Annotated in this window: 11 protein-coding genes and 4 pseudogenes; 7 read left to right on the top strand and 8 right to left on the bottom strand. The window is 57.3% G+C overall.

What is annotated here, in order from left to right; all coding sequences use genetic code 11:
* The first annotated feature begins 25 nt into the window (after positions 1 to 25).
* The 4 genes from AC0L4F_RS08115 (at position 26) to AC0L4F_RS08100 (ending at position 3,904) form a co-directional block, all read left to right on the top strand.
* The gene (locus AC0L4F_RS08115; protein WP_244687192.1) at positions 26 to 1,033 is read left to right on the top strand and encodes a DctP family TRAP transporter solute-binding subunit; all 1,008 of its coding nucleotides are present in this window, start codon (positions 26 to 28) and stop codon (positions 1,031 to 1,033) included.
* A 163-nt stretch (positions 1,034 to 1,196) separates the two neighbouring features.
* Positions 1,197 to 1,886, top strand: a complete 690-nt coding sequence (locus tag AC0L4F_RS08110; RefSeq protein WP_244687190.1) for a TRAP transporter small permease — start codon at positions 1,197 to 1,199, stop codon at positions 1,884 to 1,886.
* 4 nt (positions 1,887 to 1,890) lie between these two features.
* Entirely contained in the window at positions 1,891 to 3,267 is a 1,377-nt protein-coding gene (locus tag AC0L4F_RS08105) for a TRAP transporter large permease (protein WP_244687188.1), read from the top strand.
* A gap of 124 nt (positions 3,268 to 3,391) precedes the next feature.
* The gene (locus AC0L4F_RS08100; RefSeq protein ID WP_244687186.1) at positions 3,392 to 3,904 is read left to right on the top strand and encodes a GNAT family N-acetyltransferase; all 513 of its coding nucleotides are present in this window, start codon (positions 3,392 to 3,394) and stop codon (positions 3,902 to 3,904) included.
* Positions 3,905 to 4,063: 159 nt separating this feature from the next.
* On the opposite strand, the gene AC0L4F_RS08095 is transcribed toward AC0L4F_RS08100, so the two are convergent.
* The 6 genes and pseudogenes from AC0L4F_RS08095 to rimK form a co-directional block, all read right to left on the bottom strand.
* Complete coding sequence (locus tag AC0L4F_RS08095; RefSeq protein ID WP_244687183.1) at positions 4,064 to 4,459, bottom strand: HesB/IscA family protein; 396 nt, start codon at positions 4,457 to 4,459, stop codon at positions 4,064 to 4,066.
* 47 nt (positions 4,460 to 4,506) lie between these two features.
* Positions 4,507 to 4,842, bottom strand: a complete 336-nt coding sequence (locus AC0L4F_RS08090; RefSeq protein ID WP_244687181.1) for an iron-sulfur cluster assembly protein — start codon at positions 4,840 to 4,842, stop codon at positions 4,507 to 4,509.
* 124 nt (positions 4,843 to 4,966) lie between these two features.
* Positions 4,967 to 5,320 (bottom strand): DUF6404 family protein, encoded by a 354-nt coding sequence (locus AC0L4F_RS08085; protein WP_244687179.1) that lies wholly within the window; start codon positions 5,318 to 5,320, stop codon positions 4,967 to 4,969.
* A pseudogene (locus tag AC0L4F_RS08080) lies at positions 5,317 to 5,593 on the bottom strand (NfeD family protein). The gene AC0L4F_RS08085 and the pseudogene AC0L4F_RS08080 overlap by 4 nt, the downstream one beginning before the upstream one ends.
* A 2-nt stretch (positions 5,594 to 5,595) precedes the next feature.
* A pseudogene (locus AC0L4F_RS08075) lies at positions 5,596 to 6,457 on the bottom strand (SPFH domain-containing protein).
* A gap of 128 nt (positions 6,458 to 6,585) precedes the next feature.
* Positions 6,586 to 7,974 (bottom strand): annotated as a pseudogene (gene rimK / locus AC0L4F_RS08070) (30S ribosomal protein S6--L-glutamate ligase).
* A 119-nt stretch (positions 7,975 to 8,093) separates the two neighbouring features.
* On the opposite strand from rimK, the pseudogene tgt reads away from it, so the two are divergent.
* Positions 8,094 to 9,220 (top strand): annotated as a pseudogene (gene tgt, locus AC0L4F_RS08065) (tRNA guanosine(34) transglycosylase Tgt).
* A gap of 275 nt (positions 9,221 to 9,495) precedes the next feature.
* Entirely contained in the window at positions 9,496 to 11,916 is a 2,421-nt protein-coding gene (gene lon / locus AC0L4F_RS08060) for an endopeptidase La (protein ID WP_244687177.1), read from the top strand.
* Positions 11,917 to 12,126: 210 nt separating this feature from the next.
* Here the strand turns inward: lon and AC0L4F_RS08055 are convergent, their stop codons facing one another.
* Positions 12,127 to 12,366, bottom strand: coding sequence for a hypothetical protein (locus AC0L4F_RS08055; protein ID WP_244687175.1), 240 nt, complete (start codon positions 12,364 to 12,366; stop codon positions 12,127 to 12,129).
* 457 nt (positions 12,367 to 12,823) lie between these two features.
* On the opposite strand from AC0L4F_RS08055, the gene AC0L4F_RS08050 reads away from it, so the two are divergent.
* Entirely contained in the window at positions 12,824 to 13,900 is a 1,077-nt protein-coding gene (locus tag AC0L4F_RS08050) for an FAD-binding oxidoreductase (protein WP_244687173.1), read from the top strand.
* Here AC0L4F_RS08050 and AC0L4F_RS08045 read toward each other — a convergent pair.
* Positions 13,878 to 14,783 carry a LysR family transcriptional regulator gene (locus AC0L4F_RS08045; RefSeq protein ID WP_244687171.1) on the bottom strand — a complete coding sequence of 302 codons (906 nt, stop codon included), beginning with the start codon at positions 14,781 to 14,783 and terminating at the stop codon, positions 13,878 to 13,880. The two genes, AC0L4F_RS08050 and AC0L4F_RS08045, sit on opposite strands and share 23 nt — an antisense overlap.
* Positions 14,784 to 14,831 lie beyond the last annotated feature (48 nt).

Genomic DNA, 14,831 nt, shown 5'->3' with positions numbered 1-14,831 from the left:
CAATTATTCTCGGGAGGAGAGATTGATGAAAACATTCCTGACCACCGCCGCCACCGCAATGGCGCTGACCGTGACCGCAACCACCGGTGCCATGGCGGCCTGTGACGACGGCGAAATCGTGATCAAATTCGCCCATGTGACCAACACCGACAAACACCCAAAGGGCATTGCGGCCTCGCTGCTGGAACAGCGCGTCAATGACGAGATGAACGGCAAAGCCTGCATGGAGGTTTTCCCGAACTCGACACTTTACAACGACGATCAGGTTCTTGAGGCGATGCTGCAAGGCGACGTTCAGATGGCGGCCCCTTCGCTGTCGAAATTTGAACGGTTCACCAAGCAATTCCGCATTTTCGACCTGCCGTTCATGTTCAAGGACATCGCCGCCGTCGACACGTTCCAGAACTCGGAAACTGGTCAGGCGATGAAGGAATCCATGATGCGCCGTGGTCTTCTGGGCCTCGCATTCTGGCACAATGGCATGAAGCAGATGTCGGCCAACAAGCCGCTGATCCTGCCGACCGATGCCGAAGGTTTGAAATTCCGGGTGCAAAGCTCTGACGTGCTGGTCGCCCAGATGCAGGCGATGGGCGCTTCGCCCCAGCCGATGGCATTTTCGGAAGTTTACGGCGCGTTGCAACAGGGCGTTGTCGACGGGCAGGAAAACACCTGGTCCAACATCTATGGCCAGAAGTTCTTCGAGGTTCAGGACGGCACCACCGAAACCAACCACGGTGTGCTTGACTATCTGGTCGTGACCTCGACCGATTTCTGGGAAAGCCTGCCGGACGATACCCGTGACCAGCTGGCCACCATCATGATGGAAGTCACAGAGACCCGGAATGCGGAATCGACCAAGGTGAACGGCGAGGCCAAACAGGCCATTCTGGACGCCGGTGGTGTCGTACGCGAACTGGATGGCGATCAGCGTCAGGCCTGGGTCGATGCGATGAAGCCCGTTTGGGAACAGTTCCGCGAAGATGTCGGCCAGGAAAACATCGACGCCGCACAAGAAATCAACATGATGAACTGATCCGGCAATGGTGTTTCTGGCCTACGTTTTGTGGGCCGGAAACACCGCGCACGGATAGAGAAACCACAGCCGGGGCTTGATGCAAGGCCCGGCGCGTGACTTTCAGGATGCCAAGGCCGGATTGGGCCAGGCTCCGTCAATTCCACAAAAAAGGGGACGGGCGATGGCAGCCCATTACGAACCCACGGGCATCCTGGGCCGCTTGGTTCATGAGCTTGAAGAAACATTCATTGCGCTGATCCTTGGGGCCATGACCCTGATCACATTCATCAATGTGGTCTTGCGCTATGGCTTTAACACCGGCCTGATCTGGGGGCTTGAGGCGACGGCCTTCCTGTTTGCCTGGCTCGTGCTGTTTGGCGTGAGCTATGCGGTCAAGGTCACGGCCCATCTGGGGGTTGATGCGGTCATCAACCTGTTCGACAAACCGGTGCGCAAGGTGCTCGCGCTGGTCGCGGCGGCGGTCTGTATCATTTACGCCTTTTTGTTGCTGAAAGGGGCTTGGGATTACTGGGCCAATTTCGCCAATTTGCCGCAGACAACCGGGCGCTGGTTTCCGACCGGTTTCGAAGAGATGCGCAGCTCGTCCTATCGCGCCTGGTATGAGGTCAACGACATTCCTTTGCCGTCCTGGTTGCAGTTCCTGGAACCCTGGCTGAACGAAGGCGAAGCATATGAGAAGATCCCGCGTTTGATCCCCTATGCGATGTTGCCCTTTGGTGCGGCGCTGCTGTTGTTCCGTTTCATTCAGGCCACCGTGCGGCTGGTCAATGGCACCGCCGAGAGCCTTATTGTCAGTCACGAAGCCGAAGATGCGGTGGATGACGTCCGCCACATGAATTCCGGGGAGTAGTCGGATGGAAGTCGTATTCCTCTTTACCATGGTCATCGGCCTGATGCTGATCGGCGTGCCGATTGCGGTGTCGCTGGGCATGTCGTCGATCTTTTTCTTGCTGGTGCTCAGTGACACGTCGCTGGCCTCGATCGCCCAGACGTTTTTTCAGGCGATGGCCGGGCATTACACGCTTCTGGCGATCCCGTTCTTTGTGCTGGCGTCGTCCTTCATGTCGACCGGCGGCGTGGCGAAACGGATCATCCGGTTTTCCATCGCCCTTGTTGGCCACTTCCATGGCGGTCTGGCCATTGCGGGTGTCTTTGCCTGCATGTTGTTTGCTGCGCTTTCAGGGTCTTCGCCTGCAACCGTGGTGGCCATCGGTTCCATCGTCATCGCCGGCATGCGCGAAGTTGGCTATACTAAGGACTTTGCCGCCGGTGTCATCGCCAATGCCGGTACGCTGGGCATTCTGATCCCGCCGTCCATCGTGATGGTGGTCTATGCTTCGGCCACCGATGTGTCGGTGGGGCGGATGTTCCTGGCCGGGGTTATTCCGGGTCTGATGGCGGGCACCATGCTGATGCTGACGATCTATGCGATTGCCCGCGTCAAAGGTCTGCCAAAGGGCGAATGGAAAGGCTGGGGCGAAGTGTTCCGGTCCGGTTCCGAGGCCGGTTGGGGTCTGTTCCTGATCGTCATCATCCTTGGCGGCATCTATGGCGGGATCTTCACCCCGACCGAAGCGGCGGCGGTTGCGGCGGTCTATGCCTTCTTTATCGCGACATTTGTCTATCGTGACATGGGGCCGCTTTCCAAACCGGATGGTGAACGCAATCTGACGCTGATGCAGAAACCCATCGCATTGGTGACCGCGTTCTTTCACAAGGATACCCGCGACACCCTGTTCGAGGCTGGCAAGCTGACGGTGACGTTGATGTTCATCATCGCCAACGCGCTGATCCTGAAGCACGTTCTGACCGATCAGCAGATCCCGCAACAGATCGCATCCTCGATGCTGGCGGCCGGTTTTGGTGCGGTGATGTTCCTGGTGATCGTCAACGTGATCCTGCTGATCGGTGGTCAGTTCATGGAACCCTCGGGCCTGATCGTGATCGTCGCGCCGCTGGTCTTCCCGATTGCCATCGAGCTGGGCATCGACCCGATCCATCTGGGCATCATCATGGTGGTCAACATGGAAATCGGCATGATCACCCCGCCGGTTGGTCTGAACCTTTTCGTGACCTCGGGTGTTGCGGGCATGCCGATGATGCGGGTTGTGCGGGCGTCGCTGCCGTTCCTGGCTGTGCTGTTTGTGTTCCTGATCATGGTGACCTACATCCCGATCCTGTCCACATGGCTGCCGACGATGTTCATGGGACCAGAGATCGTGGTCAAGTAACGAGTGATCGTTTAAAGAGGAGGAAGGCGGCGCTCACTACGGGTGCCGCCTTTTTCTTTGGGGGGGGCTGGGTCTGGTGCCGGATCGGGGCGTGCGATCCCGGCGCAATGGGAGGATTTTCAGATTGGCGAACACCACAGAGGCTTGGGTCTTTCGCAACGCCGTGCCACTGGATGCACAGCGCTGCTATGAGATCGAGACATCGGCCTATGACGGCGAAGAGGCGGCCACGTTTGAGAAAATTCAGCAACGGATCATAGCGTATCCTTTGGGGTTTCTGATCCTGGAAATCGAAGGCGAAATTGTTGGCTTCATCAACAGCGGATGCGCCTATGACGTTGAAATGTCTGACGAAGATATAAAAGAGCTGGTCGGACATGATCCTGCCGCGCCCAATGTGGTGATCATGTCGGTGGTTGTTGATCCGGCCTGTCAGGGGCGCGGGTTGTCCCGGCGTCTGATGTCCGAATTTGTGGCCCGCATGATCGAAGCTGACAAGAAAACCATTCACCTGATGTGCAAAGAGCATCACCTGGCCTTGTATGAAAAGTTGGGCTTTCGCTATACAAAGCCCTCTCTCTCTGATCATGGCGGGGTCAGCTGGCATGAGATGGTGATGGAGCTGCCCGGCGTATAGGCGGCAAACGGTTTCATCCACGGCCGGGCCGAACGGCATACTGTCGGCATGACACTTTGGTCTGGAAACACACCGGACGCAAAACATACGGACCACGAAAAAGGCGGCATCCGATTGGACACCGCCTCTTGTGATTGGTTGTCGATCAAATGACCGAGATTAGTTCAGCTTCGGCACACCGTCGGGAAAGGCCTCGCTCAGCTCCTCGACGTCCTTGAACTTGATCGATTCACCACAGCCACAGGCGTCGGACACATTGGGGTTGTTGAACTTGAACCCGCTTTCCAGCAGCTCGACCGAATAGTCGATTTCCGTGCCAAACAGGAACATTTGCGCCATCGGCGCAATCATCACCCGCGCGCCGTCCTGTTCCACGACCTCATCATGATCGCCTACGTCATCAACGTAGTCCATCGTGTATTCCATGCCCGCACAGCCGCCTTTCTTGACGCCGATGCGCAGGCCCGCGTGGCCCTTTTTATCCATCAGCTTCACGATCTGGCGGATCGCGGCGGGGGTCATGGTGACGGCTTGTTTGCCGGGAATGCCAAACATTTTTGCCTCTTTCTACAGATCTACATGAATCCCAGTTCCAACCGGGCCTAATCGCTCATCATGTCCATGCCCCAGGGCGGATCCCAGGTCATTTCCACATCCACATCCTGAACCCCGTCCACCGGGCCGACCGCATCGATCAGCCATCCGGGCATCTCACCGGCCACCGGACATCCCGGCGCGGTCAGGGTCATGATGATGTTCACCTTGTTCTCGTCGCTGATCTCAATCGTGTAGACCAACCCCAGATCATAGATATTCACGGGGATTTCAGGGTCATAGACCGTACGGCACGCCTCAACCACGCTGTCATACAGCGTATGTTCGGTGCTGGACGGCTTGATCAGCGGCGCGCCTTCCATCGGCGCGGTGGCGTCATTCATCTTCGGGTGCCTCGTGTCATTTCTTAGCAAACATATAGGGATTGCTGCGCCCCGGGTCCAGAGCAGGGGAGAATTGTCTTGTGGTCATAGCTTGGGCGACGATCGGGTGCCACAAATCGGGCAATCAGAGATCTTTCCAATTGCTCAATCCGTGGCGTTTTCGGCTGCGATGGGTCAGGGTGGACAGTATCAAACCGAACAACGTGCCTGCCTTAAGGCTGGACAACAACGCCGCAGGCACCGACATGCCCCGCGCCGACCAGTCAAGGAACCACATCAAAAGCCCCCAGAAGACACTGAAAAACGCACCATAGACGAGGGCCAGTTGCCAAAACCCGATGTAATAGGGTGGCCGGGGGCGCAGCCCAAGGCGGCGCAAAAGCAAAATGATGGGCGGCGTCGCGTTCGATTGCCAAACGCCGGCAGAGGTCATCTCGGCCTGAGCTGCTGTCCACCGACGTTCATAGTCTGCCGTCACTCGTTGATGTCCCGGTCAAATCTTTTGACCTGTCCATGGGGCAGGGCAAAGATCTTGCGCAGCATCAGCCAGGCCGCCAGCGACAGGCCGGCAAAGATCAAGCAGGATCATCGCCGGGGACAACAGCGCCAAGGGCCCCAGCATCGCCAAACCGACCAGCGCCGCACCAATGGCGAAGCCAAGGAACAAAAAGGCGGGCACCAGAATTTCAAGGATGGCCAGCAAAAGCGCGGCCGCCAGCCAGACCCACCAGATGGTTGCGAAATCCGCCATGCTCAGCGCCCTTTCAACATCTTGAAGGCATCGCCAAATGCCTCAAGCGCCTGGGCTGGCACGACAATTGTCTGATTGCCTGCGCCCTGGCCCAGTTTGTTCAGCAACTCGACCTGTTTCAGCGCCACCTGGTATTGCGCGGCCTCAAGCCCGTTTTCCGCAATTGCCTTTGCGACGACGCCGGTGGCATAGGCTTCGGCATCGGCCTGAATGCGGCGGGCCTTGGCGATTTGTTCGGCTGAATACAGCTCGGCATCGGCGGCCAGTTCCACCGCGCGCTTCTTGCCCTCGGCCTCTGTCACATTGGCGCGGCGGGCGCGTTCGGCGTTCAGCTGTTGCAACATCGCTTCGCGGGTGGCGGCATCAAGGTTCACATCCAGAAGCTCGGCGCGGGTCACCTCGATCCCCCAGTCATCGACCACGGCACGCACCTGTTCCTTGATCGTGGCTGTCAGCATCGACCGGTTGGATTGCACCTCGTCCAGCTCCATCTTGCCGATTTCAGACCGCACAATCCCGGCCACGGTGGTGGCAATGGCGGCATCGACATCGCGGATGCGATAGACGGTCTTTTCCGGTTCGGTGATGCGATAAAACACCGAGGTGTCGACCTGAACCAACACGTTGTCCGTGGTGATGGCGTCCTGGCTCATCGTTGGCAATTGCCGTTCCAGAAATCGAAATCCGATGCGCCAGCTTGTCCAGAAACGGAACGATGAAATTGATCCCGGGGCCAAGCACCGCATGCAGGCGGCCAAAGCGTTCGACCACGAATTTTTCCGATTGGGGGACGATCTTGACCCCTTTCAGAACCACAATGATCAGGAAAACAGCCGCCAGAAGGGTGACGATGTTTTCCTGCATCAAGCCAAAAATCAATTGTTCAATATCCAAGACACAAATCCTCGTAACAAGAAAATCCCCTAGGGAAATGGGCGTGCCATGCTGCAATTTCAATATGTTGGGCGCAGCACCTTACCCAACGCATGATCTTAGTCGGTCTTGCGCCGTCGCACGGGCTGGGGCCGCACATGGGCCTCGATGTGATCATAAAGCAGGCCTGCGATGTTCTTGCCGCTGGCTTTTTCGATGCCTTCCAGACCTGGGGAGGAGTTGACCTCCAGCACCTTTGGTCCGGCTTCGGCGCGCAACAGATCGACGCCCGCCAGTTTCAGCCCGAACACCCGCGCGGCTTTGACCGCCAACTCGCGTTCTTCTTTGGAAATCCGCACCATTTGCGCACTGCCGCCGCGATGCAGGTTGGAGCGGAAATCGCCCTCGGCCCCGGTGCGTTTCATGGCCGCCACGACCTTGCCACCGACCACAAGACAACGGATGTCTTCGCCGGCCGCTTCCTTGACGAAATCCTGCACCAGAAAGTTGGCTTTCAACCCGCGAAAGGCATCAATCACCGATTGCGCCGCTTTCTTGGTTTCGGCCAGAACCACGCCTTTGCCCTGGGTGCTTTCCAGCAATTTCACAATCAACGGCGCTGTGCCGACCAACCCGATCAGACTGTCCGTGTCCTTGGGCGAGGCCGCAAAGGCGGTGTTTGGCATGCCGATCTTGTGGCGCGCCATAAGCTGATGCGCACAGAGCTTGTCCCGGCTTTGGGTGATCCCGGTCGAGCCATTGACGCAATAGGTGCCGATGGTTTCGAACTGGCGCACCACGGCGGTGCCATAGCTGGTGATGGACGCGCCGATCCGGGGAATGATCGCGTCATACCGGGGCAGGCGCTTGCCATCGTAATAGACATCCGGGGAAAGCGCATTAATTGCCATATAACAACGGGTTGTGTCGATAACCTCAACCACGTGGCCGCGTTCTTCGCCCTCGGCCACCAGACGGGCGGTGGAATAATTGGCCTCGCGGCTCAGCACCGCGATGCGCAGCGCGCGAAATTCGGGGCCATTTTGCGCACACGGGTCGAATGATAGACATCAAAGCTCAGCTCTGGTTGCTGGAACTTTTCGCTTGGCACCACTGCGACATTTTCCGCCAGCGCCTGACGGCCCAGCAACATATGGTTCGACATGCCGCGCCGGTCGGTCAGGGTGACCTCGATCGGCCAGGTTTTCTGACCGACGGTAATGTCGGTGCGGATCACATAGCGCGAATTCTGAATCACCGTTGGACGAGATCACCTCGCGCCGGTCAACGATTTCGGCGGAACAGGGGATCGACAGGTCGTCGCGCCCCGGAATTGGGTGCACCGCAAAGCGCACCTTGGGTTTTGATGCGGGGCCAAAGCGTTCGATATCATAGGCATGCAGCGCCGATGTGCGCGCGCCGGTATCTACCTTGGCACGTAATGCGGGCAGGCCCAGATCGGGCAGAGAAACCCATTCTTCCCAGCCCAGTTTGATCTCTTCGGTCATGTGAACGCTCCCGTGTCTGGGTGCAGCCCTAGCAAGCGCCGGGTGACGGATCAAGGACCGTGGCGCGGGCTGTTCGGCAAAGGCTCGACAATTGCGGCCAAAGCGGGCAAATCGAACTTATGACCCATACTTCTTTTACGCTTCATGCCAGTGATGGCCGCGCCCGCAGTGGCACAATCGACACCCCGCGCGGCGAAATCCGCACGCCGGCCTTCATGCCCGTCGGCACCGCCGCCACGGTCAAGGCGATGCTGCCGGAAAACGTGCGCGCCACCGGGGCGGATATCCTGTTGGGCAATACATATCATCTGATGTTGCGACCGACAGCGGAACGGATTGACCAATTGGGCGGCCTGCATGATTTCATGAACTGGCAACGGCCCATTCTGACCGACAGCGGCGGATTTCAGGTGATGAGCCTGGCCAGTCTGCGCAAACTGACCGAAGAGGGCGTGGCGTTCAAATCCCATATTGACGGCTCAAAGCATATGTTGTCGCCCGAGCGGTCGATGGAAATTCAATGGTTGCTTGGCTCTGACATTGTGATGTGTTTCGACGAATGCCCGGCGCTGCCTGCTGACCGGGATCGGATTGCCGCCAGTATGGAATTGTCGATGCGGTGGGCCGCGCGCTCCAAAGAGGCCTTTGGCGACCGCCCCGGCCATATGTTGTTTGGTATTCAACAGGGCGGTTTGGAACAGGACCTGCGGGCGCAATCCGCCGAGGCGCTGCGCGAGATCGGGTTTGACGGCTATGCTGTCGGCGGCCTGGCCGTGGGCGAGGGGCAGGAGGCGATGTTTGGGTGTCTTGATTATGCGCCGGAACAGCTGCCGACGGATCGGCCCCGCTATCTGATGGGGGTTGGCAAACCCGATGACATCGTCGGCGCAGTGGCGCGCGGCATCGACATGATGGATTGCGTGTTGCCGTCCCGTTCGGGCGCACCGGTCAGGTGTTCACCCGTCACGGTGTGTTGAACATCAAAAACGCCCGCCACCAGAACGACCCGCGCCCCTTGGACGAAGATTGCAGCTGCCCCGCCTGCCGCAATTATTCCCGTGCCTATCTGCATCACGTTTTCCGCAGCCAGGAAATCATTTCTTCCATGCTGCTGACATGGCACAACCTGCATTATTATCAGGAACTCATGGCAGGGATGCGGACCGCAATTGGCGCAGGTGTCTTTGCCCAGTTCGAGGCAGAGTTTCACGCGAAGCGAGCGCAAGGCGATATCGAACCACTGTGAAAACTGTGAAAACGGCCCTGCTGGGCCCGGGGCGATCGGCGTTAAATACAGCATTGGGCCGACAATCCGGGGGATGGTAACCGGAAATCAATCACATGGTCCGATACCTGCTTGCGACGCCCCGCGGCAGCGGGCATTCTGACCCGCAACGATAACCAAGGGGGCGCATACTTGAATGCGCGTGGGCCTAGCCCTACCTACAAAAGCCAGACAGGAACCGGTGAGCGCTGCCGCATTGTGGGGCCATTCCGGTTTGCCAATAATAAGGAAAGAGCATGCAAGAGCCTCTTAACTCAAGCTATCCCGTCCTGCCGCTGCGCGATATTGTGGTGTTCCCCCACATGATTGTGCCGCTGTTCGTGGGCCGTGAAAAATCGGTGCGCGCATTGGAAGAGGTGATGGCGGACGACAAGCAGATCCTGCTGTCGAGCCAGATCGACCCCGGTGTCGATGATCCGGCATCGGATGGCATCTACAAGGCCGGCGTGCTGGCCAATGTGCTGCAACTGTTGAAGCTGCCCGATGGCACGGTCAAGGTGCTGGTCGAAGGTGTGGCCCGGGTGCGGATCACGGAATACCTTGAAAACGATGACTTCTTTGAAGCGCGTTGTGAGTATCTGACCGAAATGCCCGGCGATCAGGCCTCGATCGAGGCGCTGTTGCGCACCGTGGGCGCGGAATTCGAACGCTATTCCAAGGTCAAGAAAAACATCCCCGAAGAGGCGCTTGTCGCGGTTTCCGAAACCGAAGAACCGGCCAAGTTGGCCGATCTTGTGGCCGGACATCTGGGCATTGAGGTTGAGCAAAAGCAGGATCTGCTGGAAACTCTGTCCGTGTCTGAACGGCTGGAGAAGGTATATGGGTTGATGCAGGGCGAAATGTCCGTGCTTCAGGTCGAGAAAAAGATCAAGACCCGCGTCAAATCCCAGATGGAGCGCACCCAGCGCGAATATTATCTGAATGAGCAGATGAAGGCCATTCAGAAGGAGCTGGGCGATGGCGAAGATGGCGCCAATGAAATCGCCGAGCTGGAAGAAAAGGTTGGCGCAACCAAACTGTCAAAAGAGGCCCGTGAAAAGGCCGATGCCGAGCTGAAAAAGCTGAAGAACATGTCGCCCATGTCGGCAGAGGCAACAGTGGTGCGCAACTATCTCGACTGGATGTTGTCGATCCCGTGGGGCGTGAAATCCCGCGTCAAAAAGGATCTGGGCAAGGCCCAGAATATTCTGGATGATGACCACTATGGCCTTGATAAGGTTAAGGAACGCATCGTTGAATATCTTGCGGTGCAGCAACGTTCGAAGAAGCTGAAAGGCCCGATCATGTGCCTTGTCGGCCCTCCGGGTGTTGGTAAAACCTCGCTTGGGAAATCGGTTGCCAAGGCGACGGGGCGCGAATTTATTCGTATCTCGCTGGGTGGCGTGCGCGATGAATCCGAAATTCGCGGTCACCGCCGGACCTATATCGGTTCAATGCCGGGCAAGATCATTCAGGCGCTGAAAAAGGCCAAAACCACCAATCCGCTGATCCTGCTCGATGAAATCGACAAGATGGGCCAGGATTTCCGTGGCGATCCCGCATCCGCCATGCTGGAGGTGTTGGACCCGGAACAGAATGGCACCTTTGTCGATCACTATCTTGAGGTGGAATATGACCTCTCGAACGTGATGTTCCTGACCACATCGAACAGCTACAACATGCCGGGGCCGCTGTTGGATCGGATGGAAATCATCCCTCTGGCGGGCTACACCGAGGACGAAAAAACCGAGATCGCCAAACGCCATCTCATCCAGAAACAGGTCAAGAATCATGGCCTGAAGAAGGGTGAATTCGAACTGACGGATGGCGCGCTGAGCGACATGGTGCGGTATTACACGCGTGAGGCCGGTGTGCGGAACCTTGAGCGTGAGATCGCGAAAACCGCCCGCAAGGCGGTGACCCAGATCGTCAAAGGGCGCGCCGAAAAGGTTGTGGTGTCGTCTGACAACCTCTCGGATTTTCTGGGGGTGCGCAAACATCGCTACGGTCTGGCCGAGGATGAGCATCAGGTCGGTGTTGTGACTGGCTTGGCCTATACCTCGGTTGGTGGCGATCTGTTGCACATCGAGGCGCTGCGCCTGCCGGGTAAGGGTCGGATGAAAACCACCGGCAAGCTGGGCGATGTGATGAAGGAATCCATCGACGCCGCCGCCAGCTATGTGCGGTCGATTTCCCCGCAAATCGGGGTGAAGCCGCCGAAATTCGACCGGTTGGATATCCACGTGCACGTGCCGGATGGGGCCACGCCCAAGGATGGGCCATCGGCCGGTCTGGCGATGGTGACCTCGATCGTGTCGGTGCTGACGGGGATTCCGGTGCGCAAGGATATCGCCATGACCGGCGAGGTTTCCCTGCGCGGCAATGCGATGCCAATTGGCGGGCTGAAAGAAAAGCTTCTTGCGGCACTGCGCGGCGGGATCAAGACGGTGTTCATCCCGAAGGAGAACGAAAAAGATCTGGCGGAGATCCCGGAAAATGTCACATCGGGCATGAAAATCATCCCCGTCACCCATGTGTCAGAAGTTTTGGAACAGGCGTTGATCCACAAGCCAGAGCCGATTGAATGGGACGAGGCCGCCGCTGACGCAGCAGAAGAGGCCGCAGCCCAGCGGCGTCTGGCCAGAGGTGACGACACCGCCAGCCCGATCGCGCATTGATCCGGCGTCTGATCCGGTGACATGACAGAACTGTCGACATTGAAAGGGCCGCTCATACCGAGCGGCCCTTTGCATTTGGTCTGGGTTGCATTTGGTCTGGGTTGCATTTGGTCTGGGTTGCATTTGGACTGGGTAAAATCTGGACTGGGTAAGATCTGGGCTGGGCAAAACTTGAACTGAGTTAAATCTGAACTGGGCTAAAATGTTGGCCTAGTGGCCATAATAATAATGGCCGCCACCACCACCACCCGACGATGCGGCAACCGCAATGATCACCACCGTCATAAACAGCAATGTCACCATCGGGCTGCTGGAGGATGCACCGTCCTGGGTCGAGATGATCATTTGCTGTTCAACATCCTTGGCGCTCATCCTTGTTTTCTCTGGCGCGGCCATGGATGTCGTGGCCAGACAGCCACTTAAAATCGAAGCGATAAAAAGGCGTTTCATGGTTTTGGTCCCCCTGTTTCAACTCAAAAAGAGCCGCCTATCACGAAGCCCCCGAAAATCGCGGGTCAACAGGACGGCATGAGCGACTGAGAATTTCCCATGATGGCGCCACAGGGTACTTTTCATTGCGTAAAGATACCATGTTTCAGCAATTTTTGCAACTTTCCTGTTCCGGAAGCTGCCCACGCCCGCAACAACAGATAAAAAAATTTCGCGCAAACGGGCGGGGCAGGGACGGATTGTATCGGAAAATGGGGGGCGTAAATGGACCCCAAATCCTGGGTCATCGCATTTGATATTCTGTCCGCCTGTGTCGGGTAAGGCGTTATGGGAAACGAAAACATTCAATTATAGATCCACCCTAACCAATGTAGAGATTATAAATATTTTACATATCTCCAAGTCTTCCCCATGTTTGAGATCATCGCGTCACAGCGGCATCAGCAGGTAAGTCAGCATGGATCACTCGATTAAAATTAAGTTTTCAGACGGGGAAATCTTCGCTTTTCGCGGCGATGAATATGTATCCGTTTTGCAAAGTGCTGAAATCGCTGGCTTAACCTTGGCCAAGGATTGCGAGATGGGCGATTGCCAGACGTGCAAATGCCGTCTTGCCGCAGGTGAGGTTGAATTGGATGAGCTGGCGTTTGATACTTTGGAAGAGGACGAACAGGCCAGCGGCGCGATGCTGAGCTGTGTGTCATTGCCGCGCAGCGATATCGAGGTGGATATGCCTTATGCGCGGGCGGACCTGCTCAGGCCACGAAGGTTGACCGCAAAAGTCGAAAATATTGAGTACCTTAGCGCGCGAACGGTCAAGCTGACCCTGCGTTTGACGGGCGGAACGCGGCTGGAATTCCGGCCCGGTCAATACGTCAACCTGACCTGCGATGGCGTTACGCGATCCTATTCCATGTCGAACCCGGACCGCGATGACCGGGATCTTGAATTCCATATCGCGCTTCTGGACGATGGAGACATGTCAGCCAAACTGCGCGCGATCGCGGTTGGCGCATCCATCGGAGTGGAGGGGCCGCAGGGGATTTTTTATCTGAGGAAGATACCCGGTCCGATTGTGATGATTGCCGGTGGGACGGGGATCGCACCGATGCTGTCCATGTTGCGCAGCCTGGAAGCCGATGGGAAACAGGATCAGAAAATCCTGTTGTGCTACGGGGCAAATACGCTGGATGATCTTTGCGCACGTCCGGCCCTGAGGCAGTTGCAAGAGCAGTTTCCCAACCTCGATGTCCGCTATGCGGCTGTGTCTGACGCTGCAGCCGATGTGACACAGGGTTATGCCACTTCAATCCTTTCAGCAGATGAAGCTTGTGGGAAGTCAGGTGTATTTGTGTGGTCCGCCCGCAATGGTCCACGCCGCGCGCGATTTGGCGGCAACCGCGGGCTGTGCCGGGACACAAATCTATGCAGAAGAGTTCATTGCCAGCGCGAAATAGCATGGCGGATAGCGTGGGCCGTGGACCACGGATGTCCTAGGCAGACCCGCGCCGTCACAGGCGAACGGTTTCCTTGATAAGCTTCTTCATTTCGCCCGCAGCATTGCTGAGTACACGGCCCTTTTGTGTCAGAATCCCACATGTAACATTTGGTAGTTTCTCTTCAACCTCCACCCGTCTAATGGGGCGACCGTCAACGGCGGTGTCGTCCAGCAATGGTGCGTTGAAAAGCGCAAATCCCAGACCGTTTGCCACCATCGCCCTGACCATCTGGGGGGATGGGGTGCGGTGGGCGATGCGATAGGGCACGTCGTAAAGTCTAAACATGCTTTCGAAAAAATCTGCGGTCATCGGCAAGTCCAGCAAGATCAAAGGATCCTGGGCAAGCTCATGCAAGGATGCGCGGCCTCGGTTGGCCAGCGGATGTCCTTTGGGAAGCAAAGCGTAGGATTCCAGCGTCTGCAAGGGCATGAAGTCGAATTCAGGACCTGTGGGCAGGTCGTATGTCAAAGCCATAGCCATGGCCCCGGAATTCAGCGCGTTGATCATTTCCACGTGGCTCATCGCATGTGCCTTGATTTGCGCTTTCGGATAGCGTTTGCCAGCTTCTGCAATGACCGAGGGCATCAAAATCGGGGCCAGCGTGATGACGCAGCCAATTTCGACAACGCCCGAGACGTCTCCGCTCATTTCTTCGGCGAATTGCCCCAGAACCTCGGCCTCGTCCAACACCCGTTGCGCCGCCGCAACCACGTTGCGCCCCTCGGGTGTCAATGTCAGGCCCTTTGCGTGCTGACGCACAAAGAGCGAAAAGCCAAAAACAGCTTCGAGATGGGCAATTGCCGTTGAAATTGACGGCTGAGACACATTCAACACCCGTCCCGCATCGGTAATGGAGCCTGCCTGGCTTACCTGAACAAGGTAGTTGAGCTGCTTCAAGGTGAAGTTACGGATCGGCATCTGTGCGCTCCTGCATAGGCATGACCTATACCAATCCCAAGGCTTATC

Source organism: Marinovum sp. J2-8 (genome assembly GCF_055808435.1).
Note: the sequence above shows the minus strand (reverse complement) of the source record. Positions and strands in the feature narration are given on the sequence as shown.